Below are 25799 nucleotides of genomic sequence, written 5' to 3' on the forward strand. Positions count from 1 at the left end.
ACTCGCGCCTCGGGGGGTAGTGCACATCGGGTTCACCCACTGCTTACACACTGTTGACCCGCGTTTACCTGCGGTTGCACGGTGTTGTGGCTGTGTGACGCACCGCCACGAGTGTGACGTAGATCGCGCGAGTCGCGTGGCGCACATCGAACGTGTGCCCGCCGTATCCGCGTCGATGCCGACATCCGGCGTCACCCGTGTGTTCCGTCCGAGGCCTCCCTCTCGCCATGTACACGCACCTACGATCGGTCCGCTTGGGACACATGACGGTGCGGCAGAGGAGCGCTCATGGGCACGCGGGACTCGAACGGGCATGCGCAGGAGGAGTCGACGGCGACGGGGCGGCGGAAGCTGCTCGGAGCCGCGATGCTGGGTGCGGGCGGCGCGGTCCTCGGGCTGCCCGGCGCGGCCAGAGCCGACGCGCAGGGCGCCGGGCCGGACACGCGGCAGGGCGGGAAGCATGGAGGCGGTGGCTTGAAGAGCCTGCCCGTACCGACGATCATCGGCCACCGGGGTGCCAGCGGCTACCGCCCGGAGCACACCTTCGGCTCCTACCAACTCGCCCTCGACCTGGGCGCGGACGTCGTCGAGGCCGGTGACCTGGTGCCCACCAGGGACGGTCACCTCGTCTGCCGCCACGAGCCCGAGATCAGCCAGACGACCGACGTCGCCGACCACCCCGAGTTCGCGGGCCGCAGGACCACCAAGGTGCTGGACGGCGTCTCCCTCACCGGCTGGTTCACCGAGGACTTCACGCTCGCCGAGCTGAAGAGGCTGCGCGCGGTCGAGCGGATTCCGGCCAACCGCCCGCACAACACCCTCTACAACGGCCGCTGGGAGATCCCCACCTTTGAAGAGGTCCTGCGCTGGCAGGACGAGCAGACCCGCAAGCGGGGCAAGCAGGTCTGGATCTACCCCGAGACCAAGCACCCCACCTACTTCCGGGCGCTCGGCCTGGGCCTGGAGGAGCGGGTCGCGAAGCTCCTGAAGAAGCACGGCAAGGACCGGAAGAACTCGCCGGTCATCCTCCAGTCCTTCGAGCCGACCAGCATCCAGCGGCTGAACCGACTGGTGGACAACCCGCTCGTCGTCCTCCTCTCCGCCGCGAACACCCAGCCCTGGGACTTCAGGACGAACGGCGACCCGCGCACGGTCGCCGACCTGATCAAGCCGGCCGGGCTGAAGGAGATCGCCTCGTACGCGCAGGGCATCGGCCCGACCCTCGACCTGGTCATCCCCAAGGACTCCACGGGAGCCCTCACCACACCGACCACCCTGGTCGCCGACGCGCACAAGGCGGGCCTGGTCCTGCACCCGTACACCATGCGCAACGAGAACCCCTTCCTCCCGGCGAACTTCCGCAAGGGCACGGACGAGGACGCGTACGGAGACGTCTTCGGGGCGTACCGGACGTACTTCGCGACGGGTATCGACGGTGTCTTCACGGACAACGCGGACACGGGTGTGCTGGCCCGCGCGGACTTCCTGAACGACTGAGACGGACCGGGGGCCGCGTCAACAGCTGAGCGCACGGCCCCGGTTGGGGTGACAACCGGCCGCTCCGGCAACCTCCCGCCGGGGCGGCCGCGTCGTGCCGCATATGACCCACGACATGGTTGCCACCCTCAGCCCGCTGCTCGCCGCCGAGGCCTCGGCGGAGGCGTACGCCTACGGTGCCGAGCCGAGCGACCTGGAACAGGCCGTCTGGCTCCGCCTCCTGGAACGCCTTCAGTCCGACGGCCCGCCCGCCGACCCGCACAACTGGCTCCGCCGGGCCGTCCGCTCCGAGGCCCGCCGCAACCGTCGTACCGCTCGCGTCGAACGGCCGTACGGCGATGAGCCCGCGGCCGACGAGGGGCCGGGCCCCGAGCAACTCGCCCTCACCGCCGCCCGGCACCGCGCCCTGCGCGACGCGGTGCGCCGGCTGCCCGGTCGCTGCCCGAGTCTGCTGGAGGCCCTGCTCTCGCCCAAGGACCTCACCTACAGGGAAATCGCGGGGGAGTTGGGTATCTCACAGGGGAGTCTTGGTCCGGAACGTTCCAGATGCCTGGGATGTCTCCGTCGATTGCTGACGCCGGAGGTTGCGGCCCGCGAAGCACGGGGATAGGAGTGAGGACATACGACTGAGCAGGTGAGCGGGAGGCGTGCACACATGGGCATGAGCGTGACCATCTCCGTGGCGACGGAACGGGACGTCGAACAGATCTTCCGGCTGCAGTACCTGTGCTTCCAGAGCGAGGCCGCTCTGTACGGCAACTACCGGATCGACCCGCTCGTACAGAGCCTGGACTCCGTACGGGAGGAAGTCGGCACGGACTGCGTCTACGTGGCGCGGCTGGGCGAGGAAGTGGTCGGCTCGGTACGCGGCACGCCGAACGCCGACGGCACGGCGTCCATCGGCAAGCTCTGTGTCCACCCCCGCCTCCAGGGCCACGGCATCGGCGCCAGACTCCTGCGCGCCGCCGAGTCGGCCCTCGCGGAGGAGCGCGGCGCCAAGAGGTTCCGGCTCAGCGCGGGCCACCGCAGCGACAAGGGCCTGCGGCTGTACCGCCGGGTCGGCTACGAAACGGTGGGCACGGACAAGGGCACCGACGGCGTACCGATGATCGTCCTGGAAAAGCCGGCGGAAACGTACGCGGCGACGGCTTGAGCCCCGTAGGGGCGCGGGGAACTGCGCGACAAGCCACAGCGAACCCGCAGTCGCGCAGAACCCTCAGCCACCCGCCCCCTGAGACGCCCGAGCCTTGCGCAACCAGTACATCGCGGAGATCGGCAGCAGCACCGGGATGAACAAATACCCCACCCCATAGTCGGACCACACGGTCGAGTCGGGAAACGCGGACGGCTCAACCAACGTCCACGTCCCCACGATCAGCACGCCGGCGAGCTCACCCGCGCAACAGACCAGCGCAGCGCGCCGCGCCGTCTCCCCACCCCGCACCAGCGAGTACGTGATGAACCCGTACACCACCCCGGCGACAGCCGACAGTGAGTAGGCGAGCGGGGCGTGCCCGAACTCGGTGGAGATCTGCACGGCGGACCGCGACACCGCCCCGACGACCATCACGCCGTACAGCCAGACCAACAGCATCCCCGGCCCACTGATGAGCCGCTTACGCACGGGCTTCTCCTCCGTGGGCCCAGCTGTGGGCTCCGTCATGGGCTCCTCCGTGGTGGCCACTTCACCCTCCCCAGATGTCATAGAGCCGCACCTCCAGCACGGCCAGCACCACACCGCCGGCGGCGACCGTCACCGAGCCCCAGCGGGTGCGCTCCGCGAGCGACATGAACCCCGTCACCGGTACGCACGCCAACGCGCCCAGCAGATACGCCACGAAGATCGTCGTACCCTGCTCCGGCTTCTCGCCCCGTGCGAGCTGGACGATCCCGACGACCAACTGGACCACGGTGAGCAGGGTGACCACGCCCATGCCGATGAAGTGCCAGTCCTTGGTGGGCTGATCGCGGGAGGCGGCCCAGCCGCACCAGGCGGCGAGCGCGAGAGCGGCGACGGCGGTCGCCACCGTCAGGGCATCAAGCATGCCGTGACCCTATTACGGGCCAAAAGACCTGGTGCGGTCGGCCCCGCGGGCTCGCGCCGGCCGAGCGGCCGCCCGTAACGGCTGTCCGAAATATGGACAGCCGTGAGACACGTATTCTTGGCCGCGCCTATAGGTCTGCTTTACTGATCGCATGACCACTTCGAGCAGCCGCACCCTTGCGACCGAGGCGACCCTGACGCCCGGTGCTCGTTGTCTGTGTCGAATGTGCGCCTTCTAGAGGGCCCCCGCACCAGCCCCTGAGCCTCGCGCCCCGAAGCGAGCCGCCCTGGCATGTCCGTGCGCCGCAGCCGTACGACTCCTTTGATTCGTACCCGGCACCCGCGCGCCCGTGACAGACCCGAGCCGCGCACCTCCTCCTCCGTGTCCGGGCACACCCACGCCCGCGCACTCGACAGTGACGGAAACCCCTGTGATCACCACGTCCGGCCTCACGAAGGTCTACCGCTCCCGCGGTCGTGAAGTCACCGCCCTCGACGGCGTCGACCTGCACGTCCGCGAAGGCGAGGTGTACGGCGTCATCGGCCAGTCCGGCGCCGGCAAGTCCTCGCTCATCCGCTGCGTCAACCTCCTGGAACGCCCCACCGCCGGCACGGTCACCGTCGCCGGGCAGGACCTCACCGCCCTGGCCGGGCGCGGACCCAGGGCGGGCCGGGAACTGCGCCGGGCGCGCAGCCGTATCGGCATGGTCTTCCAGCACTTCAACCTGCTCTCCACCCGGACCGTTCAGGACAACGTCGAACTGCCGCTCGAGATCCTCGGTACGTCGGGCAAGGAGCGGTCCCGCAAGGCGCTGGAGCTGCTCGAGCTCGTCGGGCTCTCCGGCCAGGCCAAGGCCTACCCGGCCCAGCTGTCGGGCGGCCAGAAGCAGCGCGTCGGCATCGCCCGCGCCCTCGCCGGGGACCCCAAAGTGCTGCTCTCCGACGAGGCCACCAGCGCCCTCGACCCGGAGACCACCCGCTCGATCCTCCAGCTACTGCGCGACCTGAACCGGCAGTTGGGGCTCACCGTGCTGCTCATCACCCATGAGATGGACGTCGTCAAGTCCATCTGCGACTCGGCCGCTCTCATGGAGAACGGGCAGATCGTCGAGTCCGGCACCGTCGGTGAACTGCTCGCCACGCCCGGCTCCGAACTGGCCGCCGCGCTCTTCCCGGTGAGCGGCGACGCCTCCGGGGACGACCGCACGGTCATCGACGTCACCTTCCAGGGGGACGCGGCCACCCGGCCCGTCATCTCGCAGCTCTCGCGCACCTACAACATCGACATCTCGATCCTCGGCGCCGCGATGGACACCGTCGGGGGCAGGCAGGTCGGCCGGATGCGCATCGAACTCCCGGGCGGATACGAGGAGAACGTCGTGCCGATCGGCTTCCTGCGCGAGCAGGGCCTGCACCTGGACGTGCTGGGCCAGGAGTCGCCGCTGCTGACGGAGGGTGCCAAGTGAACTGGTCCGAGATGCGACCCCTGCTGGAGCAGGCGTGTTGGGACACCCTCTACATGGTCGGCTGGTCCACGCTGATCGCCGTCGTCGGCGGGCTTCCGCTCGGCATCCTGCTGGTCCTGACCGACCGTGGCGGACTCCTCCAGAACGTCGTCGCCAACAAGGTCATCGGGCAGGTCGTGAACATCGCCCGCTCGATGCCGTTCATCATCCTGATGGTCGCGCTGATGAGCTTCACCCGGACCATCACCGGTACGACGATCGGCCGGGAGGCCGCCATCGTGCCGCTCGCCATCGGCGCGATCCCGTTCTTCGCCCGCCTCGTCGAGACGGCTGTCCGCGAAGTGGACCACGGGCTCGTCGAGGCCGTGCAGGCGATGGGCGGCAACACCTGGACCGTCGTCCGCAGGGTCCTCGTACCCGAGTCCCTGCCCTCGCTGATCTCGTCGGCCACCACGACCGTCGTCGCCCTCATCGGCTACTCCGCGATGGCGGGCACGGTGGGCGCGGGCGGCCTCGGCGACATCGCCATCCGCTACGGCTACCAGCGCTTCGAGACCGGCCTGATGTGGATCACCGTGGCCGTCCTCGCGGTCGTCATCTCGGTCATCCAGTTCGCCGGCGACTTCGCGGCCCGCAGGCTGCACCGGCGCGGCGGCGGTTCCGGGGTGGCACCCAGGCTCCGGCTGCTGAAGTCCGGGCCGAGGGCGACCTCCGCCGAGGAACCCGCCACCGCGGACGTCGGCAAGGCGGCCTGAAGACCGCCCCCAGCCGTCGGGCGCGACCCCTTTCACCACCTCCACCCACCCCCAGATTTCCCCGTACCACCCATCACGGGGACAGCCACACCCAAACGGAAAGGCACTTTTCGTGCGTAACGCCACAAAGTTCACCACCGCCGTCCTCGCCACCGGAGCCCTCACCCTGGGCCTGACGGCCTGCGGTTCCGACAAGGACTCCGCCTCCTCCGACACCAGCGGCCCGCTGGTCGTCGCCGCGAGCCCCACCCCGCACGCCGAGATCCTCACCTTCGTGAAGGACAACCTGGCGCAGAAGGCGGGCCTCGACCTGGAGGTCAAGGAGTTCACCGACTACGTGACGCCGAACACGGCGACCGAGGACGGCTCGGTGGGTGCCAACTACTTCCAGAACCAGCCCTACCTGGACGACTTCAACAAGAAGAACGGCACCCACATCGTGCCGGTCGTCACGGTCCACCTGGAGCCGCTCGGCCTCTACTCCCACAAGGTCAAGAGCGCGGACGCCCTCAAGAGCGGTGCCACCATCGCCGTCCCGAACGACAGTGTGAACGAGGCGCGCGCCCTCAAACTGCTCGCCGCGAACGGGATCATCACCCTCAAGGACGGCGTGGGCAACGAGGCGACCCCCGCCGACATCACCAAGAACCCCAAGGACCTCAAGTTCAAGGAGCTGGAGGCGGCCCAGACCCCCCGGTCCCTGGACGACGTCGACGCGGCGGTGATCAACGGCAACTACGCGCTCGAGGCCGACCTCTCGCCCGCGAAGGACGCCCTCGTCTCGGAGTCCCCCAAGGACAACCCGTACGGCAACTTCCTCGCGGTGAAGGAGGGCAGCGAGGACGACCCCCGGGTCGCGAAGCTGGCGAAGCTGCTGACCTCCGCCGAGGTCAGGAAGTTCATCGAGGACAAGTACGACGGCTCCGTGATCCCGTCCTTCTGATCGGCCGCACTCCGGTAACTGTCACCCGTTGACCGCCACCTCGGTACTTACCGACACGTACGGGGTCCATGCCCTCACCCGGTGTGGACCCCGTGCTGGGGTTCCGGGGCCGCATGCTGCATGCTGGGCAGTTCAGCAGGCCGGCACGTTCGTAGGTTTGTAGGTCTGCAGGATTCGACGGCTACGGAGTGGCGCATGACGAGCACCTTCCCCAACATCTCCATCAGTACGGAGCGGTTGGTACTGCGCCCCCTCGACGAGGACGACATCCCCGCGCTGGCCGAGATGATGAACGACGAACAGGTGGCCGCCTGGACGGACGTCCCCCGGCCCTTCACCGAGGACGCGGCCCACACCTGGATCACCGAGTACGCGCCCGCCGAACGCACCGAGGGCCGCGGCCTCGACTTCGCCGTCACCGAGTTCCTCACCCAGCGCCTCGTCGGCGTCGTCCAGCTCTCCAAGACGGACTGGCACATACGGTCCACCGAGCTCTCGTACGTCATCGCCCCCTGGGCGCGCGGCGAGGGATACGCCTCCGAGGCCGCGCTCGCCACCTCCCAATGGGTGCTCGGCGACCAGAAGTTCGAGCGCGTCGAACTGCGCACCGCCGCCGACAACACCGCCGCCCAGCAGGTCGCCCAGAAGATCGGCTGTATCAGCGAAGGTGTCCTGCGGGGCGCCTGTATAGCGCACGTTCGCACCGAGGACGGCACCTGGACCGACGTACGCACCGACTTCATCGTGTGGAGCCTGCTCCCCGAGGACCTCGAGGGAGCGGGCGACGAACTGGCCGACTCCGGCGGTTTCACCTCGTACTCCGACTGGAAATGACCGCGGGCGGTCGCCGCCGGCACACCAGGTACGCTCACGGAGCCCCGTGACGGCCGACTCCGTACGGCATGTCCCTGTTCCACGATGCCCCGCGCGAACCACCTCTGGAGACTGACGACGATGGCCGACCGGGTCACGGTGATCGGCTGGGACGGCTCGCCCCTGACCGCCACGGCGCGCTCCGCACTCGGCGCCGCCACCCTGGTGGCCGGCGCGGCCCACCACCTCGCGCTCCCCGAGGTACCCCCGGCCGCCGAACGCGTCCGCCTCGGCAGCGTCGCCCTCGCCGCCCGCCGCATCGCCGGCCATCGAGGCACCGCCGTCGTCCTCGCCGACGGCGACCCCGGCTTCTTCGGTGTCGTACGCACCCTGCGCAACCCCGAGTTCGGCCTGGAGGTCGAGGTCGTCCCCGCCGTGTCCCCGGTGGCCACCGCGTTCGCCCGCGCGGGCATGCCCTGGGACGACGCCCAGGTGGTCGTCGCCCACCGCCGCACCCTGCGCCGCGCGGTCAACGTGTGCCGCGCCCACGCCAAGGTCGCCGTCCTCACCTCGCCCGGGGCCGGCCCCGCCGAACTCGGCCTCCTCCTCGACGGCGTCCACCGCACCTTCGTCATCTGCGAGGAACTGGGCACCGAGCGCGAACAGATCACCGTCCTCACCTCCGACAAGGCCGCCGACCGCATCTGGCGCGACCCGAACGTCGTCATCGTCATCGGCGGCCCCACCGCAGGCGGCGACACCGGCTGGCTCGCCGGCCGCGACCCGGCGGCGGGCCCGCGCGGCTGGACCCTGCCCACCGAGGAGTACGGCCACAGCTCCACCGCCGGCGGCCCGCCCGCCCCCGGCGACGGCGAGACCGAGCTGCTGCGGGCCGCCCAACTCGCCCGTCTGGGGCCGCGCGTGGGCGACCTCGTCTGGGACATCGGCTGCGGCAGCGGCGCCTTCGCCACCGACGCGGCCCGCGGCGGCGCCGCCGTCATCGCCGTCGACCGCAACGTGGAGGCCTGCGCCCGCACCGACTTCGCCGCCCGCCGCTTCGGCGTCCAGCTCCAGATCGTGCGCGGCGAGGCCCCGCACATCCTGGAGAACCTCCCCGAGCCCGACGTCGTCCGGGTCGGCGGCGGGGGAGCGGCGGTGGTCTCCGCGGTCGCCGACCGGCGCCCCCAGCGCATCGTGACCCACGCGGCGACCCGCGACGACGCCGAACTCATCGGCCGCGACCTGACCGAACACGGCTACCGGGTCGAGTGCGCCCTCCTCCAGTCCGTCGAACTCGATACCCGCGCCTGGACGGAGACGGAGCGGAGCGTGGCGTTCCTGCTCAGTGGAGTCCTCCCCGACCGCGCGCCCTGACGCCGGTTGCCGTCCCGTGATCCTGTTGTCGTACTGCGCGAGGTAGGCTGGCCGACCGTTGTACCGCACTCGGTGGCCCGGCACTTCGTAGCCCAATGTCCGGAAAACGCGCCCGTTTTGGGGTGAGTGTGGTACGGCGGAACCGGTGGGGCGCGCAACGTGGCGCAGTCCACAGCGGACTGTGGCGGATCAAGCTCCCGTTACGACGGAACGACCGCAAGAATGCCAGTTGATGGCGACAATGCCAGTTAATGGCTTTGTCGTCTTTCTGGAGACGGGTCGTTCGTGCCGCTGGGCACGCATGCTCGTTCTTCACTACGGGGCGATCGGTGAGCCGTTACGGGTGAACCGGTCGTAGAAGCACTAACCGATGGGCGAGGGGTACGCATGACCGACACCGGCCAGGTTCCGGCCGAGGGACTGCCGGAGAGCGCAGGCATGGTGGAACAGCCGGGCGTTCCCGCGCACGGTGCGTACGCCTACCTCTCCGAGACCACCGCCGAGGACGAAGACCTGCTGCTGCTCCCGGGCGCCCAGAGCGCGTGGGGCAACGAGGTCGCTCCACCCGCCCCCGCGCCCGTCGTCGAGGCGGTCCACGAGCCCGGTCCGCACGAGATGAGCGGCCGCGACAGCGGCTCGGTCGACCTCAGCGCCGTCCGCCTCGCGACGGCGGCGCCGAGCGCGCCCCGACGCCCGCTGCACCTCGGCCCGCCCACCCCCGACGCCTCCGCGAGCCCGGTCCGCTCCCTCGCCGACCGGGGCCCGGCGGGCGCGCCCGCACCGGTACGCCAGTTCGGCACACCGGCGCCGGCCCCCGGCCCCGAGTACCTCGACGCGCCCCCACTGCTCGCCGACCCGGCCCCGCAGGGCGCGGCTCCCTGGGGCGCCCAGGCCCAGGCCCAAGCTCCGGCGCAGGCAGCGGTACAGGCCGCGCCGGCCCCGCTGCTGGTGAGCGAGGAGGCGCACCCCGCGGAAACGGTTGCCCCCCTCCTCGCCGAGACCCCGATCGCCGCCCCGACCCCGGAGCCGGCCCCCGAGCCGGCCGAGATCCCGGCGCCGACAGACCCCGAACCGCCGCTCCAGCAAACGCCGGAGGCCGCGTACGGGGCTCCGCAGGAGGCCTACGAGACGCCCGAGGCCATGCCCACGCCTTCGCCCGAGAGCGCGTACGCCTTCGAGGCGCCCGTACTTCCGGAGCCTCCCGCTGCGATGCCCGAGGCAGCGAACCCTGAGGGAGCGGGCCCCGAGGCCGACGGCGACCTCCCGGCGCCCCCGGTGACTCTGGTGACCCCCGAGGCGGCTCAGGCTGCGCAGGCGCCCGAGGAGGCCCCGGTCGTCGTACCGGAGGCGGCACCCGTACAGGCCGCGCCGGTCACGCCGGAAGAGCCGCTCGTAGCGGAAGCGCCGGTTGCGCCCGTGGCGCCGGACCCGCAAGTCGTCGTACCGGAGGCACAGTTCGCCCCCGAGACGCACCCGGAGGCGACCCCGCAGATCACCCCGGAGGCGACCCCGCAGGCCGCCCTCGAGATCACCCCGCAGGCAGTCGACCCCGGCGCACCTGTCGAGGCCCCGGCCGTCCCCGTGGAGGAGGCCCCGGTGGAGGAGGCCCCGGCCGCCCCCGCCGCCGAGGAGCCCCCGGTCGTCCACCTGACGGAACCGGTGTCCCAACTGGCGGACACCGGCGCTCAGGTGACCGAGGTCGCCCCGCCGGCGGAACCCCAGCCCGAGACCGTACCGGTGGAGGCGCCCGCCCCCGAACCGGAGAACGCCGGGCACACCTCTGTCGAGGCACAGCCCTCCGTCGCCGCGGCCCCGGAAGAACCGGCAGAGGCGCCCGACGCGGTACTGGCCCCGACGACCCCGAGCGACGAGGAGCCCACGCCGGCCGCGCCCGCGATCCCCGTCCCGGAACCCGTTGCCGCGACCGCTGACGCGCTCGTGCCCGAGCAGCTCACGGAACCCGCCGAGGAGCCCGCCCCGTTCGTCGAGCCGCAGCCGGCCCAGCCGGTGGGTGCGTTCATCGCGGTGGACGGCACCGTGCCCACCGCCCCGCACCTGGCCCCGACGCCCCCGCACGCCCTCGTACTCCCGCCGCGGACCGAACCCGTCCCGGCGGTGGCGGAGACCGAGGCCCCGGCCCCGCCCGAGGAACCCGAGGCAGAAGTCGAGCCCGCACCCGAAGCCGTGCAGGTGGCCCAGCAGGCGGAAGACCTGGATACAACGGCCGCCGACGAGGAGGCGCGGGAAGACCTGGCGGAGGGCGAGGAGAACCCGGCCGCAGAACAGGCGGAAGAGGTACGGCAGCCCACCGGCCCCGCCGCCCCCGGCTACGACGACGCCGAGCGCGAGGCCGTGCTCAAGGTGATGCGCGAGCGTCGGGACATCCGCAACGGCTTCCGCAGCGACCCGATCCCGCACGACGTACTGCTGCGCGTGCTGGAGGCGGCGCACACCGCGCCGTCCGTCGGCCACTCGCAGCCCTGGGACTTCGTCGTGATCCGCTCGGCGGAGACCCGAGGCACGATGCACGAACTGGCCGCGCGCCAGCGGGAGGCGTACGCGAAGTCGCTGCCCAAGGGCCGGGCCAAGCAGTTCAAGGAACTGAAGATCGAGGCCATCCTCGACACGCCCGTGAACATCGTCGTCACGGCGGACCCGACCCGCGGCGGCCGCCACACCCTCGGCCGGCACACGCAGCCGCAGATGGCCCCGTACTCCTCCGCGCTCGCGGTCGAGAACCTGTGGCTCGCGGCCCGTGCCGAGGGCCTCGGTGTCGGCTGGGTCAGCTTCTTCGACGAGCGCGAGATGGTCCGGACGCTGGGACTGCCCGAGCACCTGGAGGTCGTGGCCTACCTCTGCGTCGGCTACGTCGACGAGTTCCCGGAGGAGCCCGAGCTGATGCAGGCGGGTTGGTCCAAGCGCCGCCCGCTGTCGTGGGTCGTCCACGAGGAGACGTACGGCCGTCGGGCACTGCCCGGTGAGGAGCCGCACGACCTGCTCGCCGAGACCGTCGCCAACATCCGCCCGCTGGACGCCAAGGCACTCGGCGAGGCGTGGGAGCGGCAGAAGCGCATGACCAAGCCGGCGGGCGCGCTCGGCATGCTGGAGATCATCTCCGCCCAGCTGTCGGGACTGTCCCGTATGTGCCCGCCTCCGATCCCGGAGCCCGCGGCCGTCGCGATCTTCGCGGGCGACCACGGAGTGCACGCCCAGGGCGTCACCCCCTGGCCGCAGGAGGTGACGGCCCAGATGGTCGCCAACTTCCTCGGCGGCGGCGCGGTCTGCAACGCCTTCGCGAACCAGGTGGGCGCCGAGGTCTGCGTCATCGACGTGGGCGTCGCCTCGGACCTGCCGGCCACCCCCGGCCTGCTGCCCCGCAAGATCCGCGCGGGCACGTCCGACATGACGACCGGTCCCGCGATGAGCCGCGAGGAGGCCAAGGCGGCCATCGAGGTGGGCATCGAAACGGCCCGCGACCTGGTGGCGGCCGGCAACAAGGCCCTGCTCACGGGCGAGATGGGCATCGCGAACACCACCGCGTCGGCGGCCCTGATCTCGGTCTTCACGGACACGGACCCCGCCGAGGTCACGGGCCGGGGCACTGGCATCAACGACGAGACCCTCGCCCGCAAGACCGAGGTCGTCCGCCGCGCCATCGACTTCCACCAGCCGGACCCGGCCGACCCGATCGGCGTCCTGGCGGCGATCGGCGGCTTCGAACACGCGGCCATGGTCGGCCTCCTCCTCGGCGGCGCCTCACTGCGTACGCCGGTGATCCTGGACGGCGTCAGCGCGGGCGCCGCGGCCCTGGTGGCCCGCGCGATCGCCCCCGAGGTCCTGGCCGCGTGCATCGCGGGCCACCGCAGCGCGGAACCGGGCCACGTCGCGGCCCTGAACAAGCTGGGCCTGCGCCCCCTGGTCGACCTGGACCTCCGCCTGGGCGAGGGCACGGGCGCCCTCCTGGCCCTGCCTCTGGTCCAGAGCACGGCGAGGGCGATGCACGAGGTGGCGACGTTCGACTCGGCAGGAGTAACGGAAAAGTAGCCCTTTGCCAACGCTGGCGGCTGTGGGCAGTCGTTCCGCAGGGCGGAACGGGTGGGCACAGCCGCCAACGAACCCGCACGTACGGGGGTCTGGGGGCAAAGCCCCCAGTTTTCGGGAAGGGGTGGGCTTGGGGAAGAGAAAACCCCCACCCCAGCCCCCACCCACCCCGCACCGTAAAATGCGCACGTCAGGGCCCACCCCCAAACCCCAGGCCCCTGATCAGAACCACCCGCAAGAGGGAGCCGCACCCCCATGGCCGAACACCCCGCCTACCCCGTAGGCCTCCGCCTCACCGGCCGCCGAGTGGTGGTCCTGGGCGCCGGCCAGGTGGCCCAGCGCCGCCTCCCCGCCCTGATCGCGGCGGGCGCGGACATCCTCCTCGTATCGCCGGAGGCAACCCCCTCCGTGGAGGCGATGGCCGACGCGGGCGAACTCACCTGGGAGCGCCGCCCCTACGCCGACGGCGACCTGGCGGACGCCTGGTACGCCCTGATCGCGACCAGCGACACACAGGCCAACGCCCAGGCCTCCGCCGAGGCGGAACGCAGCCGCGTCTGGTGCGTCCGCTCCGACGACGCCGACGCGGCGACCGCCTGGACCCCGGCCACCGGCCACAGCGAGGGCGTCACGGTCGCCGTCCTCACCACGGACGCCAAGGGCCGCGACCCCCGCCACACCGCCGCCATCCGTGACGCGGTCGTCGAAGGCCTGCGCGACGGCACGCTCGTCGCACCCCACCACCGCACCCGGGCCCCCGGAGTCGCCCTGGTCGGCGGCGGTCCCGGCGACCCGGACCTGATCACGGTCAGGGGCCGCCGCCTGCTCGCCGAGGCGGACGTGGTCATCGCCGACCGGCTCGGCCCGCGTGACCTCCTCGCCGAACTCCCCCCGCACGTCGAGGTGATCGACGCGGCGAAGATCCCGTACGGCCGTTACATGGCCCAGGAGGCCATCAACAACGCGCTGATCGAACACGCGAAGCTGGGGAAGCGTGTCGTCCGGCTCAAGGGCGGCGACCCGTACGTCTACGGCCGGGGCATGGAGGAGGTCCAGGCGCTGGCGGAAGCGGGCATCGCCTGCACGGTGGTCCCCGGCATCTCCAGTTCGATCTCGGTACCGAGCGCGGCCGGCATCCCGGTCACGCATCGCGGTGTCGCCCATGAGTTCACCGTGGTCAGCGGCCATGTCGCCCCCGACGACGAACGCTCCCTCGTGGACTGGCCGTCCCTCGCGAAGCTGACCGGCACGCTCGTCGTCCTCATGGGCGTGGACAAGATCGGCCGGATCGCGGAGACCCTGGTCGCGCACGGCAAGTCCCCGGACACGCCGGTCGCCCTGGTCCAGGAGGGCACGACAGCGGCCCAGCGTCGCGTCGACGCGACCCTGGCCACGGTCGCCGAGACGGTCCGTACCGAGGACGTGAAGCCGCCCGCGGTGATCGTGATCGGCCCGGTCGTGAACGTAGGCCCGGAACCGGAGCTGTAACCCCCGGTAACACAATCCGTCCCCAGCCGTTGGCACCGCACCCAGGACAAGGCAGTATCACCTCTGTGGCCGATCTCATCACCGTCGAGGACCCGGACGACCCGCGCCTGCGCGACTACACGGGCCTGACCGACGTCGAACTGCGCCGCAAACGCGAGCCCGCGGAAGGCCTGTTCATCGCCGAGGGCGAGAAGGTCATCAGACGGGCCAAGGACGCGGGTTACGAGATGCGTTCGATGCTCCTGTCCGCGAAGTGGGTCGACGTCATGCGTGACGTCATCGACGAACTCCCGGCCCCGGTGTACGCGGTCAGCCCGGAGCTCGCCGAACGCGTCACCGGCTACCACGTGCACCGTGGCGCCCTCGCCTCCATGCAGCGCAAACCGCTCCCGACGGCGCACGAACTCCTGCAGACCGCACGCCGGGTGGTGGTCATGGAGTCGGTCAACGACCACACCAACATCGGGGCGATCTTCCGCAGCGCCGCCGCTCTCGGCATGGACGCGGTGCTGCTCTCCCCGGACTGCGCGGACCCCCTGTACCGACGCAGCGTCAAGGTCTCGATGGGCGCGGTCTTCTCCGTCCCGTACGCCCGTCTGGACACCTGGCCCAAGAGCCTCGACTCGGTACGCGAGGCCGGCTTCACGCTCCTCGCGCTCACCCCCGACGAGAAGGCCAAGACCCTCGACGAGACCGCCCCGCACAAGATGGACCGCGTCGCCCTGATGCTCGGCGCGGAGGGCGACGGCCTCTCCACCCAGGCCCTGGTCGCCGCCGACGAATGGGTCCGCATCCCGATGGCCCACGGCGTCGACAGCCTCAACGTGGGCGCGGCAGCCGCGGTCGCCTTCTACGCGGTGGCAACAGGCCGCCCGCGCCCCTAGGGGCGCGGGGAACTGCGCGACCAGCCCCCACCGGCGCACAGCGAACAGACCGTACACGTACCGGAGGTCTCAGCCGGCGTTGGAATGCAACTCCGACCGCACCTGCTCCTGCCGCTGCTGCCGACTTCCGCCGCTGTCGTCCCCGAGCCCATGACTGGGCCCCTGGCACCCCTGAGCGGCCGCGATCCCCAGGGCGACGAGCAGCGTGACCACGACGAACACGAACAACCGCTGCCGCAGCAGCCGCGGATTGGCGGGCCGCCGCCCGGTACTCGTGCCACGCGGCCCAGGACGCCCGGTACCACTACGGGGCCCGGGACGGTTCCCTGAACGTGTCGTGTTCCGAGCCCCGGGAACCGGCCGCGCCCCGGAACGGGACGAGGGGTTGCCACCACGCGAGACCCCGCCACCACCCCGGGACGGCACGCCCCCGCGCGACCCGCCCGTACCGGCCCCCGAGGCGGGCCCCTGAGGCCGCCGCTGGGACTGCGACGGCGACTGCGACGGGGACGCGGAACGCGGGTGGGACTGCGTCTGCGCGTGATACGGAGGCCGCTGGTCCGGATAGCTCTCGGTGAGCCGCCCCGTCGGCCGGTCCGCCTCGGCGGCACGCGGCCCGGGCGGCCGTACGTCCGCCATCCCCTGTGCCTCGCGCGCCGCGATCTCCTTGAGCCGCAACGACAGTTGAAGCGTGCTCGGCCGTTCCTCGGGGTCCTTCGCCAGACACGCCCGTACGAGGGGTGCCAGCGCGTCCGGAACGCCCTGCAGGTGGGCCTCCTCGTGCACCACCCGGTACAGCATCACCTCGGAACTGCCGTGCCCGAAGGGCGAGTCGGCCATCGAGGCGTACGCGAGGGTGGCGCCGAGCGAGAACACGTCCGTGGCCGGCGTCACGGCCGCACCCCGCACCTGCTCGGGCGCGAGGAAGCCGGGCGAACCGACCGCCGTACCGACATGGGTGAGCGTGGAGGCCCCGGTCGCCCACGCGATGCCGAAGTCGATGATCCGCGGCCCCTTCGGGGACAGCAGGATGTTGGACGGCTTCAGATCCCGGTGCACGACACCGGCCTCGTGCACCGCGACCAGCCCCTCGGCGAGGGCGGCGCCGATGGAGGCGACGTCGGCCGCGCTGAGCGAGCCTTCGTCGGCCACTTTGTCGTGCAGGGAGGGGCCGGGCACGTACTGCGTGGCGAACCACGGCCGGTCCGCGTCCAGATCCGCGGCGACCAGCCGGGCGGTGCAACCGCCCCGGATCCGCCGCGCCGCCGACACCTCGCGCGCGAACCGCGACCGGAACTCCTGATCCTCCGCCAGATCGGGCCGGATCACCTTCAGCGCGACCCGCTGTCCCCGCTTGTCGGAGCCCAGGTAGACGACGCCCATCCCGCCCGCGCCGAGCCGTCTGTGAAGCCTGAACGAGCCGACGACGCGCGGGTCCTCGCGCCTCAGGCGCATCATCGCCATGTTCATCCCCGCTGCCCGGTCCGTTTGACGAGCGACAGCTTACGTTTCCGCGGCCGGGTGCGCGCAGAGGCCGCGCCCTCTCGTCCCGACGGATTGTCAGTGCCGGGTGGGAGACTTGAGGAGTGGTCAGGGAGCGCGCGAGCAGGGCGGCTTGAGGTCGCGTGTGATCCCAACCACCCGTTACAGAAGGGGGATTGGACCCGTGAAGGGTGACCGCGTGGAGATAGTCGTGGATGCCGGGGACACCACACGTACCTACGAGGTGGTGGCGAGCAGGGCGGGCCGCAGGGTGGAGACGGCGGTACGCCGAGGTGTCGTGGAAGTGAGCGAAGTCACCAGGAACGGGTCTGTCGTGCGTACAGCCCGCTTCATGGCGAACCGTGTCCTGGCCCTGGTCGAGCAGCCGGTGCCGAGGGAGGACAGCGCGGAACAGTAGGGACACACCGGGCACCCCTTCCGGGATGACCCTGAGACCTAGGACTCCGTCTCCACCCAGGGGAGTAGTCCGCAGGTCACAGGTCATCCTCCGGGAGGCCCGGCAATCGGTACGAGGGCATGACGACCGCTGCTCGTCGGCAGCCTAGATTTGAGGTCAAGCGGCGGGTGCAGCACTCGTCCCCCGAGGTCAGACACCCGCCGCTGCCAACCAAAGAGAGAACGGTCAGGAGAGGGACCAATGGCCCACACGGCATCGCGGACGGCGCTCCGCACACAGGGACGCAAGGCGTACGTAGCCGCGTTCCGCCCGCGCCGACAGGGCCAGCGTCACCCACTGGTGGCGACAGCGATGGTCCTTCCCCTGGCAGCCCTGCTCGTGGTCGTCTTCGGCGGCTGGGAAGCAGTGGTCACACAGGCGTCGTCCGTGGGAGTGATGCTGGGGCGCTGAGCGGCGACCTCAGGCCCGGAAGAGCGGTCCGGGCGGGGACATCCACCCATGAAACCCCGTGGGGACGGGGGTGCGGCGGACGGCAAAAAATGCCCGCGCAGCTGGGGAGCTGCGCGGGCATTGCTTTGCCCCTTTCAGCCCGTCCGGCGTTTGAGGACGAGGCCGTCCAGGCCAAAGGGGGGTCCAGGGGGCGCAGCCCCTTGGCGGGGTCGAAGGGGCGGAGCCCCTGGGGATGGGACGGGTAGGGGCGGCGGGGGCGAAAAATCGCCCCCGGCAACCGGCACCGTACCCTCGCGACCAGACCCACCCACCCACACCCCCGGCCCGCCCCAGGGAGCCCCCGTGAAAGCCACCCCCTTGCTCTCAGCCCTCACCACCCGAGCCAAGGCCAAGGCCCACACACGCACCCCCACCCCCACCTGCCCCTGCGGCGCAGCCACCCTCACCGACCGCCCCGACGGCACGGTCGTCCGCCACGCCGACACAGTCGCGAAGGCCCACGCCCCCGACACACCCCCCACCGAACTCACCGCCCGCCTCTCCACCGCAGCCGCCCTCCCCGGCATCCTCCTTCCCCCGCTCAGCCCGACGCCCGTCGACCTGCACGGCAGACTCGTGACGTTCTGGCCGTACGGCACCCCGGTCGACCCGGAGGACCCGGACGCGGCCCCCTGGGAGGAGGCCGCCACCCTCCTGGCCCGCCTCCACCGCACCCCCGCCCCACCCGGCCTCCCACCCATGCGCGGCCCGGCCAAGGCGGCCAGAGCCATCGCCCGCCTCCAGGCCACCACCCCCCAACCGGCCACAGAGCCGGTAATGCGCGCCTGGGCGGCACTCCCACCCTGGGCCAGAGCCGACGCCCCCATGCCGGACCTGCCGACCCCACTGCCCCCCACACCTGGCACAGCCCACGCACCTGGCACAGCCCACGCACCCCACACAGCCCACGCACCTCACACCCCCCACCCAACCCTCTGCCACGGCGACCTCCACCTGGGCCAACTCGTACGCCACCCGTCCCCGGACGGCCCCTGGCTGCTCATCGACGTCGACGACCTCGGCATCGGCACCCCCACCTGGGACCTGGCCCGCCCCGCAGCCTGGTACGCCTGCGGACTGCTCCCGCCCGACGAGTGGACCCGCTTCCTCACCGCGTACCGCACTGCGGGCGGCCCGGCCGTACCCGCCGAAGGCGACCCCTGGCCCGCGCTGGACGTCGCCGCCCGCGCCCTCACCGTGCAGACGGCGGCACTCGCGATCGTCAAGGCGACGGCGGCGGACCGCCCGCTGGACGAGGTACAGCAGGCCGTCGTCGACGCATGTGACCGAATGGGTGCGGTACCACCCGAGTTGACCCACGGCCACCCGAAGTAGGGTGCAACCGACCGGAGCCGGACAGAGTCTGTCCTGGCGAGAGACGAAACCGGATCAAGAAGCAGTCCGGATCAAGAAGCAGTACCGACGGCAGGGAGTTGAACCGAGCATGCAGTGTCCGAAGTGTCACGCGCCGATGCACACGTACAACCGCAATGGTGTCCAGATCGAGCAGTGCAGTGGCTGCCGGGGGATCTTCCTCGACTACGGCGAGCTCGAGGCGCTGACCCGCGTGGAGTCCCAGTGGGCGGGGCCCGCCGCGCCGCCGCCTCCGGCCCCGCAGGCCTACCCGTCCGCTCCGGCACCCGCCTGGGGCGCCCCGCAGGGCGGCCACCACGGCGGCCACGGCGGTCACTACGGCCACAAGCGTCACAAGAGCTTCGGCCACATGCTGTTCTCCAGCTGACCGGAACGACCGAGGCCCCCAGCCGTACAAGACGGCTGGGGGCCTCGGTGATGTGTGGACGATACTGGGATTGAACCAGTGACCTCTTCCGTGTCAGGGAAGCGCTCTCCCGCTGAGCTAATCGTCCTCGGAACTACGTAGAACTGCGTGCGCGATACTGGGATTGAACCAGTGACCTCTTCCGTGTCAGGGAAGCGCTCTCCCGCTGAGCTAATCGCGCGGGGACCCTTGCGGATCAAGTCCTTGCGGACCAGTGGACGATACTGGGATTGAACCAGTGACCTCTTCCGTGTCAGGGAAGCGCTCTCCCGCTGAGCTAATCGTCCTTGGAGGTGGAGACGGGATTTGAACCCGTGTAGACGGCTTTGCAGGCCGTTGCCTCGCCTCTCGGCCACTCCACCAGGAGTGCGGGGGTTCGGGAAGATCCCCCTCATCCTGCGAGCGGACGACCAGGTTCGAACTGGCGACCTCAACCTTGGCAAGGTTGCGCTCTACCAACTGAGCTACGTCCGCGTGCCGTTTCGGTGCGCTCTCGCGTCCCGGCGACGTGTTGAACTCTAGCGGATTCCGGGGCCAGCACAAAAACGCGTTTGTGCAGCGTGCTGCGCTGTGCCCGCTCGAAGACATGGTCAGGGCACCCGCAGGACACCCGCCATAGACTCAGCGGTGTGTCCGATCTCGCTCCTCTCGCCCGCTTCGGCGGGCTCGTCGCCACCGGTCTCCTCGACGTCACCAGTGATCCCGCGGCCCTCGACTCCACCGGTTTCTGGGCCGTGTGCGCGGACTACGGTGGCCGTCTGACCTGCGCCCGCTTCCGTGACGTACGAAAAGAGGCGGTGCCCGCGCCGGGGTCGGGGCGCGCGGTGTGGCGGGGACCGAACGCGGATGACTGGACGTCGTCGCTCGACCGCGCCGCGTACACGGCGGGGGTGCGCCGGATCCGCGAGCACATCGCGGCCGGCGAGGTCTATCAGGCGAACCTCTGCCGGGTGCTGTCCGCGCCCGTCGCACCCGACGCGGATGTGGACGCACTGACCTCGCTGCTGGCGCACGGCAATCCCGCGCCCTTTGCAGGAACGATCCGCCTGCCCGCGCACGGCGTCGAGATCGCCACCGCGTCCCCCGAACTCTTCCTCCGCCGCGCGGGCCGCACCGTCGAGTCGGGCCCGATCAAGGGGACCGGACGCACCGAGGCGGACCTCCTGGAGAAGGACTACGCCGAGAACGTGATGATCGTGGACCTGGTCCGCAACGACATCGGGCGCGTCTGCACGACGGGTTCGGTGACCGTCCCCGAACTGTGCGTCGTCGAGAAACACCCGGGGCTCGTCCACCTCGTGTCGACCGTACGGGGCGAACTGGGCCCGGGGACCGGCTGGCCCGAGCTGCTGGCGGCGGCCTTTCCGCCGGGGTCGGTCACCGGCGCGCCCAAGTCGAGCGCCCTGCGGATCATCGACGCCCTGGAGACGGCACCCCGGGGGCCGTACTGCGGCGGCGTCGGCTGGGTCGACGCGGACCGGGGCACCGGCGAACTGGCGGTCGGTATCCGCACCTTCTGGATCGACCGGGCCGACGGCATGCTCCGCTTCGGCACCGGAGCGGGCATCACCTGGGGTTCGGACCCGGAGGCGGAGTGGCGGGAGACCGAGCTGAAGGCATCCCGGCTGCTCGCGATAGCGTCGGGTCCGTACGAGGCGAGTGAAGAAGGGTCGTTGACGTGAAGCTCTGGCTCGACGGCGGGCTGCGGGACACCGAGTCCGCCCGTGTCTCCGTGTTCGACCACGGACTGACCGTGGGCGACGGCATCTTCGAGACGGTGAAGGCGGTCGGCGGCCGGCCGTTCGCGCTCACCCGTCACCTGGACCGGCTGACCCGCTCGGCCCGCGGCCTCGGCCTGCCCGACCCCGACCTCGACGAGGTCCGCCGTGCCTGTACGGCCGTGCTCGACGCCAACCCGATGGCGCTGGGCCGCCTGCGCATCACCTACACCGGCGGCCACGGCCCCCTCGGCTCGGACCGTGGGGAGCACGGCCCGACGCTGGTCGTCGTCATCGGCGAGTCCGCCCGGCGCCCCGACTCGACCGCCGTGATCACCGTCCCCTGGACGCGCAACGAACGCGGCGCCGTCACCGGCCTGAAGACCACCTCGTACGCCGAGAACGTCGTCGCGCTCGCCAGGGCGCGTGAACAGGGCGCGTCCGAGGCGCTGTTCGGCAACACGGTCGGCCAACTGTGCGAGGGGACGGGGTCGAACGTCTTCGTCGTCCTGGGCGGCGAGATCCACACCCCGCCGCTCGCCTCCGGCTGCCTCGCCGGCATCACTCGAGCCCTGGTCGTGGAGTGGACGGGGGCCAAGGAGACCGACCTGCCCCTGGACGTGCTGGAAGGCGCCGACGAGATCTTCCTGACGTCCACGCTGAGGGACGTACAGGCCGTGGGGCGGGTCGACGACCGGCAACTCGCCGGTGCGCCGGGCCCGGTGACGGCCAAGGCGATGCGGGTCTTCGACGAGCGGGCCGGAAACGACCTGGACCCCTGATCGCGAATAATGAGCTGCCGTTGGTCTCCACAGTGGGTAGAACACCCCTGATGACCACCACCCTGCGGCCGATCGAGCCGCTGCAGCGCGAGACCGACGGGGCGCTTTCACGCCGTTACCAGGTGTGCGTGAACAGCCGTCCCGTCGGCGCGATACACCTTGGCACCGACCCCACGTTCGGGGACCGGGTCGCAAAGATCCTCGACCTCCGTATCGACGAACGCGACCGGCGGCGCGGCCGGGGCACCGTGGCCGCACTCGCGGCGGAGGAGGTCGCGCGCGGCTGGGGCTGCCGGCGCGTCGAGGCGTCGGTCCCGGAGGCCGCCCCGGAGGCGCTGCGGCTCGCGACCGCGCTCGGTTACGTGCTGCGCAACCGCCGTATGGACAAGGTGCTCGGCGCCACCGCGCCCGAACTGCCCGCCGGAAGCCGCGGTCGGCCCATGACGGAGGCCGAGTTCGAGGTGTGGGAGGCGGCGGGCCGGCAGAGCTACGCGGAGAGCTGGATCCAGCGGGGCGTGCCCACGGCGGAGGCGCACGCCAAGGCGAAACGGGATCACGAGCTGCTGCTGCCGCGGGGTGCGGCCAGTGAGGGCGTGACGCTCAGCGTCCTGGAGCACGAGGGCACCAGGGTCGGCACCCTGTGGCTGGGCTCCCGCGAGGGGCGGGCCTTCGTCTACAAGGTCGAGACCGAGCCGGAGCACCGTGGCAGGGGCCACGGCCGCGCCCTCATGCTCCTGGCGGAGGCCCAGGCGATCGCGGCCGGCCGTGCCGCGATCTCCCTGAACGTCTTCGCGGGCAACAGCCCGGCGGAACGGCTCTACGAGTCGCTGGGGTACGAGACGGTGACCCGCCACATGTACAAGGACCTGCTGTAGACGAACGGCCGGTGGCGGGTGCGAGAGGCTCGGCGCGAGGGCGTCAGGCCTCCGGCCCGGCGAGCAGCCGCTCCACGATCTCCTCGATCCTCTCCCGCAGCCCTTCCTGGCTCTTGCCGCCGTCGAGGCGCTCACCGGCGATGACATACGTCGGCGTGCCCGTCACGCCGATGGCCTTGCCCTCGGCCTGGTCGGCGTCGACGATCAGGATGTGCCGGCCGTCGATCAACGCGGTGTCGAACTCCTCGGCGTCCAGACCGAGTTCGCGGGCCACCTCGACCAGGAAGGGTTCGCCCCTACGGTCCAGCTCCTCGACCCGGCCGAGCACCGCCTCGACGTACGGCCACGCCTGCCCCTGCTCGGCAGCCTCCTCGGCGGCCTGGGCGGCGGCGAAGGCGTGCTTGTGCCGCTCCAGCGGGAAGTGCCGCAGCCGCACCTCCAGACGGTCTCCGTAGCGGGCACGCAGGGCGCGTACGTCGTCCAGGGCGGTGCGGCAGTCCGCGCACTGGAGCTCGCACCACACGTCGAGGACGGGGACGGAGGCCGGGGCGGAAGGGTCGGCGGGGGCGGGGGAGGAGTCGCTCATGGGCACCAGTTTCCCAGCCTCGGCGGGGGTGTCGTACGAGGGGACCGGGACCTGTGGAGGAGCCGACCCGGAGATGTCCCTGATCTCGGGCCGGAGCATGGCATCACGAGGACCGGGCGGTGCAGGATGGAAGGGACAAAAGCGCGTCTGCGCGACCCAACCCTGCCTGGAGGACCGGATGATTGCCGAGACCCTCTGTTCCGCCGTCTCCGCGGCCGGCCTGGGCATCGCGGTGGTCACGGCATACCGCAAGCGGTTTCTCGCGGCTGCCCGTATCGCCGCTTACTCACTGGTGCCCGTCGGCCTGGTGATGACCGGGGTGGTCGGGTGGGCGGCGGACACCGCCTTCAGTCCCTCCGCCTGGGCGGGCTTCGGGGTGCTCGGCGGCGCCTGGCTGCTCTTCGTGACCACACGCGCGGTGGAGCGACGCAGGGGCGGCAGCCGCAAGGAACGCGGGGAGATACGGACCGCGCAGCGTGACGCGGTGGCTCCGGCGGCGTCTGCTCCCTCGCTGGCGCAGGGGCGCGGCAAGGCCTCCCGCCCGGCGGCCCGGCCGACGGCTCAGCCGCGCGGCGGTGGCGCCGGGGACGACTTCAGCGACATCGAGGCGATCCTGAAGAAGCACGGCATATGAAGGCACAGCCCGCGCGGCGCACCACGAGGCCCCGACAACCGCTGACGTGCTGAAACGACACAAACGACCGGGAGACGACGGCGGTCGCTCGGAAACGATCATGACTCGCTGCGAACAATAAGGAATTCAGCGAACTACCGTGCATTTCGGATGGGTTGATCGCGTCGAGGGTGCCTGCTGCGTCATCATCGCGGCGAGATGCTGGACACAACACAGAGCGAGGCCGTGCCGCCGAAGGATGAGCCGCGCGGGTGCCTCTTCGCCCTTTCCCAGCCACCGCTGATGATCTTCCTTGCGGTGATCGGGTGTCTGCTGCTCATGGCTTCGTTGCATGATCTGCTGTTGCTGTGAGCTGTACACGCCAGTCCCCGGCGCCACCCGCCGGGGGCTGCGTCAGCACCGGGCCCGGGCCTTTCGCCCGTCAGCTCGCGGACTCCTTGCGGCGCGCCCGGTAGGCCGCGACATGGAGCCGGTTTCCGCAGGTGCGGCTGTCGCAGTAGCGGCGTGACCGGTTGCGGGAGACGTCGACGAAGGCGCGCCGGCAGTCCGGGGCCTCGCAGCGCCGCAGTCGTTCCTGCTCGCCGGCGGTGACGAAGAACGCCAGCGCCATCCCGCAGTCGGCGGCGAGGTGGTCCGCGACGGACGCGCCGGGGGCGAAGTAGTGCACATGCCAGTCGTACCCGTCGTGGTCCGTGAGCCGGGGCGTGGTGCCCGCCGCGGCGACCAGCTCGTTGATGAGCGTGGCGGCGGTCCGGGCGTCCTGGGCCGCGAACACCCCGGCGAAGCGTCCCCGGATCCGGTGCACGGCGGCGAGATCGATCTCGGACAGCACGCCCACGTCGCTGATGTCGTGCTTTCGTACGAACTCCGCGAGCGCCTCGACATCGGGCAGCGCGTCCGTGGTGTCGTCCTCCGGCGCGGTGTTCACCAGATCGACCACGGCGTCGAGGGAGCACCGGGTGTCGTGGGTGATCAGCACGTTGCTCTCCCTGGCCTGCCTGGACGGTCGGGCGGGCACCCGCCCGCCGATGCTGGCCGATGGTAGTGGCTCACGGCGACGGAGGCGTCCGTCGGCCCTGACGGGGCCGGGGACGGGACCGGTGCGAGGGCCCCGGGAAGGGCGCGCGGACATACCGCCGCCGCCCCACGGAGACCCGCGGGGCGGCGGCGGTATGCCATATGCGGTTGTGACCCGAGCCGTCTCCCCGAGTGGACGGCGCCGGGCGGCTCGGTGGGGGCCGTCCTAGCTTTCCGCCAGGATGTGGGACAGCTCCTGGTCGAGGTCGAAGTGGCGGTGTTCCGTGCCGGGTGGCACGGCGGCGTCCGTTCGCTTCAGGAAGGACTCCAGGGCTCGTGCGGGGGCTTCGAGCAGTGCCTCGCCCTCCGGGGAGCTCAGGGCGATGCAGACAACGCCCTGACCGTGGCTCCGGGACGGCCAGACTCTGACGTCACCGGTGCCGGTGGGCCGATGGAGGCCCTCCGCCAGCAGGTCGCGGGCGAACACCCACTCGACGGTTTCCTCGGCTCCGGTGTGGAAGGTGGCGTGCACGGCGTAGGGATCGGCCGTGTCATACCGCAGTCCTGCGGGAACGGGCAGTGAGGACTCGCTCGACACAACGAGGCGCAGGTGCAGCTCGCAGCTGACCGTGGTGTTCATAAGCGCCAAGGCCTTTCGCTCAGTGTGCGCTCGGGGATTCGCACGTCGGCGAAATCGACATGCCACCTACGGT

The 25799-nt window shown here is 71.2% G+C and carries 26 protein-coding genes and 5 tRNA genes; 20 read left to right on the forward strand and 11 right to left on the reverse strand.

From position 1 onward, the window contains the following. Nucleotides 1-288 precede the first annotated feature (288 nt). The 3 genes from ABZ855_RS11705 to ABZ855_RS11715 all read left to right on the forward strand — a co-directional run bounded on the left by ABZ855_RS11705 (nt 289) and on the right by ABZ855_RS11715 (nt 2650). Nucleotides 289-1497 (forward strand): glycerophosphodiester phosphodiesterase, encoded by a 1209-nt coding sequence (locus ABZ855_RS11705; RefSeq protein ID WP_360804772.1) that lies wholly within the window; start codon nt 289-291, stop codon nt 1495-1497. Between the two features lie 103 nt (nt 1498-1600). Continuing rightward, the gene (locus ABZ855_RS11710; RefSeq protein ID WP_319208104.1) at nt 1601-2107 is read left to right on the forward strand and encodes a sigma-70 family RNA polymerase sigma factor; all 507 of its coding nucleotides are present in this window, start codon (nt 1601-1603) and stop codon (nt 2105-2107) included. A gap of 45 nt (nt 2108-2152) precedes the next feature. Beyond that, nucleotides 2153-2650 carry a GNAT family N-acetyltransferase gene (locus ABZ855_RS11715; RefSeq protein WP_360804775.1) on the forward strand — a complete coding sequence of 166 codons (498 nt, stop codon included), beginning with the start codon at nt 2153-2155 and terminating at the stop codon, nt 2648-2650. Between the two features lie 63 nt (nt 2651-2713). Here the strand turns inward: ABZ855_RS11715 and ABZ855_RS11720 are convergent, their stop codons facing one another. After that, the gene (locus ABZ855_RS11720; protein ID WP_360804778.1) at nt 2714-3160 is read right to left on the reverse strand and encodes a hypothetical protein; all 447 of its coding nucleotides are present in this window, start codon (nt 3158-3160) and stop codon (nt 2714-2716) included. Nucleotides 3161-3182: 22 nt separating this feature from the next. Continuing rightward, entirely contained in the window at nt 3183-3542 is a 360-nt protein-coding gene (locus ABZ855_RS11725; protein ID WP_006373857.1) for a hypothetical protein, read from the reverse strand. A 430-nt stretch (nt 3543-3972) separates the two neighbouring features. On the opposite strand from ABZ855_RS11725, the gene ABZ855_RS11730 reads away from it, so the two are divergent. From ABZ855_RS11730 to ABZ855_RS11765, 8 genes are all read left to right on the forward strand, one after another. Beyond that, on the forward strand, nt 3973-5007 hold the full coding sequence (locus tag ABZ855_RS11730) for an ATP-binding cassette domain-containing protein (RefSeq protein ID WP_360804782.1): 1035 nt from the start codon (nt 3973-3975) through the stop codon (nt 5005-5007). Beyond that, nucleotides 5004-5762: a methionine ABC transporter permease gene (locus ABZ855_RS11735; RefSeq protein WP_360804785.1), complete on the forward strand. Its 759-nt coding sequence runs from the start codon at nt 5004-5006 to the stop codon at nt 5760-5762. Before ABZ855_RS11730 ends, ABZ855_RS11735 begins: the two co-directional genes overlap by 4 nt. Nucleotides 5763-5874: 112 nt before the next feature. Beyond that, entirely contained in the window at nt 5875-6705 is an 831-nt protein-coding gene (locus ABZ855_RS11740; RefSeq protein ID WP_360804788.1) for a MetQ/NlpA family ABC transporter substrate-binding protein, read from the forward strand. 195 nt (nt 6706-6900) lie between these two features. Then, nucleotides 6901-7539: a GNAT family N-acetyltransferase gene (locus ABZ855_RS11745; RefSeq protein ID WP_360804791.1), complete on the forward strand. Its 639-nt coding sequence runs from the start codon at nt 6901-6903 to the stop codon at nt 7537-7539. Nucleotides 7540-7659: 120 nt separating this feature from the next. Then, complete coding sequence (gene cbiE / locus ABZ855_RS11750; protein ID WP_360804794.1) at nt 7660-8892, forward strand: precorrin-6y C5,15-methyltransferase (decarboxylating) subunit CbiE; 1233 nt, start codon at nt 7660-7662, stop codon at nt 8890-8892. A gap of 387 nt (nt 8893-9279) precedes the next feature. Then, nucleotides 9280-12936, forward strand: a complete 3657-nt coding sequence (cobT, locus tag ABZ855_RS11755) for a nicotinate-nucleotide--dimethylbenzimidazole phosphoribosyltransferase (protein ID WP_360804797.1) — start codon at nt 9280-9282, stop codon at nt 12934-12936. Between the two features lie 252 nt (nt 12937-13188). Further along, complete coding sequence (gene cobA, locus ABZ855_RS11760) at nt 13189-14421, forward strand: uroporphyrinogen-III C-methyltransferase (protein WP_360804800.1); 1233 nt, start codon at nt 13189-13191, stop codon at nt 14419-14421. 65 nt (nt 14422-14486) lie between these two features. After that, on the forward strand, nt 14487-15305 hold the full coding sequence (locus ABZ855_RS11765) for an RNA methyltransferase (protein ID WP_360804803.1): 819 nt from the start codon (nt 14487-14489) through the stop codon (nt 15303-15305). 69 nt (nt 15306-15374) lie between these two features. Here ABZ855_RS11765 and ABZ855_RS11770 read toward each other — a convergent pair whose 3' ends face one another. After that, nucleotides 15375-16775: a serine/threonine-protein kinase gene (locus ABZ855_RS11770; RefSeq protein WP_360804806.1), complete on the reverse strand. Its 1401-nt coding sequence runs from the start codon at nt 16773-16775 to the stop codon at nt 15375-15377. Nucleotides 16776-16971: 196 nt separating this feature from the next. On the opposite strand from ABZ855_RS11770, the gene ABZ855_RS11775 reads away from it, so the two are divergent. The 4 genes from ABZ855_RS11775 to ABZ855_RS11790 all read left to right on the forward strand — a co-directional run bounded on the left by ABZ855_RS11775 (nt 16972) and on the right by ABZ855_RS11790 (nt 19435). Continuing rightward, complete coding sequence (locus ABZ855_RS11775) at nt 16972-17205, forward strand: hypothetical protein (RefSeq protein ID WP_319208125.1); 234 nt, start codon at nt 16972-16974, stop codon at nt 17203-17205. 240 nt (nt 17206-17445) lie between these two features. Continuing rightward, nucleotides 17446-17655 (forward strand): hypothetical protein, encoded by a 210-nt coding sequence (locus ABZ855_RS11780; RefSeq protein ID WP_053740242.1) that lies wholly within the window; start codon nt 17446-17448, stop codon nt 17653-17655. A gap of 342 nt (nt 17656-17997) precedes the next feature. Beyond that, nucleotides 17998-19029 carry an aminoglycoside phosphotransferase family protein gene (locus ABZ855_RS11785; RefSeq protein ID WP_360804810.1) on the forward strand — a complete coding sequence of 344 codons (1032 nt, stop codon included), beginning with the start codon at nt 17998-18000 and terminating at the stop codon, nt 19027-19029. Nucleotides 19030-19138: 109 nt separating this feature from the next. Then, nucleotides 19139-19435, forward strand: coding sequence for a zf-TFIIB domain-containing protein (locus tag ABZ855_RS11790; RefSeq protein ID WP_319208128.1), 297 nt, complete (start codon nt 19139-19141; stop codon nt 19433-19435). A 55-nt stretch (nt 19436-19490) separates the two neighbouring features. Here ABZ855_RS11790 and ABZ855_RS11795 read toward each other — a convergent pair. The 5 genes from ABZ855_RS11795 to ABZ855_RS11815 all read right to left on the reverse strand — a co-directional run bounded on the left by ABZ855_RS11795 (nt 19491) and on the right by ABZ855_RS11815 (nt 19948). Then, nucleotides 19491-19562 (reverse strand) — tRNA-Val (locus ABZ855_RS11795). A gap of 21 nt (nt 19563-19583) precedes the next feature. Next, nucleotides 19584-19655, reverse strand: a tRNA-Val gene (locus tag ABZ855_RS11800). 34 nt (nt 19656-19689) lie between these two features. After that, nucleotides 19690-19761 (reverse strand) — tRNA-Val (locus ABZ855_RS11805). Between the two features lies 1 nt (nt 19762). Continuing rightward, nucleotides 19763-19836, reverse strand: a tRNA-Cys gene (locus tag ABZ855_RS11810). Nucleotides 19837-19875: 39 nt separating this feature from the next. Beyond that, nucleotides 19876-19948 (reverse strand) — tRNA-Gly (locus ABZ855_RS11815). A 155-nt stretch (nt 19949-20103) separates the two neighbouring features. Between ABZ855_RS11815 and ABZ855_RS11820 the strand changes: the two genes are divergently transcribed. The 3 genes from ABZ855_RS11820 to ABZ855_RS11830 are packed head-to-tail and all read left to right on the forward strand — an operon-like array spanning nt 20104 to nt 22849. Further along, nucleotides 20104-21156 carry a chorismate-binding protein gene (locus ABZ855_RS11820; protein ID WP_360804814.1) on the forward strand — a complete coding sequence of 351 codons (1053 nt, stop codon included), beginning with the start codon at nt 20104-20106 and terminating at the stop codon, nt 21154-21156. After that, nucleotides 21153-21974 (forward strand): aminodeoxychorismate lyase, encoded by an 822-nt coding sequence (locus ABZ855_RS11825; RefSeq protein ID WP_360804817.1) that lies wholly within the window; start codon nt 21153-21155, stop codon nt 21972-21974. The genes ABZ855_RS11820 and ABZ855_RS11825 overlap by 4 nt, the downstream gene beginning before the upstream one ends. A gap of 50 nt (nt 21975-22024) precedes the next feature. Beyond that, nucleotides 22025-22849, forward strand: coding sequence for a GNAT family N-acetyltransferase (locus ABZ855_RS11830; protein WP_360804820.1), 825 nt, complete (start codon nt 22025-22027; stop codon nt 22847-22849). A gap of 43 nt (nt 22850-22892) precedes the next feature. Here the strand turns inward: ABZ855_RS11830 and ABZ855_RS11835 are convergent, their stop codons facing one another. After that, entirely contained in the window at nt 22893-23435 is a 543-nt protein-coding gene (locus ABZ855_RS11835; protein WP_360804823.1) for a DsbA family protein, read from the reverse strand. Nucleotides 23436-23613: 178 nt separating this feature from the next. On the opposite strand from ABZ855_RS11835, the gene ABZ855_RS11840 reads away from it, so the two are divergent. Both ABZ855_RS11840 and ABZ855_RS11845 read left to right on the forward strand, forming a co-directional pair. Continuing rightward, a complete protein-coding gene (locus ABZ855_RS11840) occupies nt 23614-24069 on the forward strand; it encodes a hypothetical protein (protein WP_360804826.1) in 456 nt (151 codons plus the stop codon). 198 nt (nt 24070-24267) lie between these two features. Next, a complete protein-coding gene (locus ABZ855_RS11845; RefSeq protein ID WP_006375961.1) occupies nt 24268-24420 on the forward strand; it encodes a hypothetical protein in 153 nt (50 codons plus the stop codon). Nucleotides 24421-24490: 70 nt separating this feature from the next. On the opposite strand, the gene ABZ855_RS11850 is transcribed toward ABZ855_RS11845, so the two are convergent. Both ABZ855_RS11850 and ABZ855_RS11855 read right to left on the reverse strand, forming a co-directional pair. Beyond that, nucleotides 24491-25048 (reverse strand): CGNR zinc finger domain-containing protein, encoded by a 558-nt coding sequence (locus tag ABZ855_RS11850; protein ID WP_360804830.1) that lies wholly within the window; start codon nt 25046-25048, stop codon nt 24491-24493. A gap of 264 nt (nt 25049-25312) precedes the next feature. After that, nucleotides 25313-25726, reverse strand: coding sequence for an SsgA family sporulation/cell division regulator (locus tag ABZ855_RS11855; protein WP_004002642.1), 414 nt, complete (start codon nt 25724-25726; stop codon nt 25313-25315). Nucleotides 25727-25799: the final 73 nt, after the last annotated feature.

It is taken from the genome of Streptomyces sp. NPDC047042 (assembly GCF_040644035.1).
Lineage (GTDB): Bacteria > Actinomycetota > Actinomycetes > Streptomycetales > Streptomycetaceae > Streptomyces.

Coding starts and splice junctions, on each gene's coding strand:
- ABZ855_RS11835 (WP_360804823.1), bottom strand. CDS start 23,435: ATGAGCGACTCCTCCCCCGCCCCCGCCGACCCTTCCGCCCCGGCCTCC.
- cobA (WP_360804800.1), top strand. CDS start 13,189: ATGGCCGAACACCCCGCCTACCCCGTAGGCCTCCGCCTCACCGGCCGC.
- ABZ855_RS11830 (WP_360804820.1), top strand. CDS start 22,025: ATGACCACCACCCTGCGGCCGATCGAGCCGCTGCAGCGCGAGACCGAC.
- ABZ855_RS11845 (WP_006375961.1), top strand. CDS start 24,268: ATGCTGGACACAACACAGAGCGAGGCCGTGCCGCCGAAGGATGAGCCG.
- ABZ855_RS11770 (WP_360804806.1), bottom strand. CDS start 16,775: ATGAACATGGCGATGATGCGCCTGAGGCGCGAGGACCCGCGCGTCGTC.
- ABZ855_RS11710 (WP_319208104.1), top strand. CDS start 1,601: ATGACCCACGACATGGTTGCCACCCTCAGCCCGCTGCTCGCCGCCGAG.
- ABZ855_RS11780 (WP_053740242.1), top strand. CDS start 17,446: ATGGCCCACACGGCATCGCGGACGGCGCTCCGCACACAGGGACGCAAG.
- ABZ855_RS11705 (WP_360804772.1), top strand. CDS start 289: ATGGGCACGCGGGACTCGAACGGGCATGCGCAGGAGGAGTCGACGGCG.
- ABZ855_RS11720 (WP_360804778.1), bottom strand. CDS start 3,160: ATGACGGAGCCCACAGCTGGGCCCACGGAGGAGAAGCCCGTGCGTAAG.
- ABZ855_RS11840 (WP_360804826.1), top strand. CDS start 23,614: ATGATTGCCGAGACCCTCTGTTCCGCCGTCTCCGCGGCCGGCCTGGGC.
- ABZ855_RS11725 (WP_006373857.1), bottom strand. CDS start 3,542: ATGCTTGATGCCCTGACGGTGGCGACCGCCGTCGCCGCTCTCGCGCTC.
- cobT (WP_360804797.1), top strand. CDS start 9,280: ATGACCGACACCGGCCAGGTTCCGGCCGAGGGACTGCCGGAGAGCGCA.
- ABZ855_RS11855 (WP_004002642.1), bottom strand. CDS start 25,726: ATGAACACCACGGTCAGCTGCGAGCTGCACCTGCGCCTCGTTGTGTCG.
- ABZ855_RS11745 (WP_360804791.1), top strand. CDS start 6,901: ATGACGAGCACCTTCCCCAACATCTCCATCAGTACGGAGCGGTTGGTA.
- ABZ855_RS11790 (WP_319208128.1), top strand. CDS start 19,139: ATGCAGTGTCCGAAGTGTCACGCGCCGATGCACACGTACAACCGCAAT.
- cbiE (WP_360804794.1), top strand. CDS start 7,660: ATGGCCGACCGGGTCACGGTGATCGGCTGGGACGGCTCGCCCCTGACC.
- ABZ855_RS11715 (WP_360804775.1), top strand. CDS start 2,153: ATGGGCATGAGCGTGACCATCTCCGTGGCGACGGAACGGGACGTCGAA.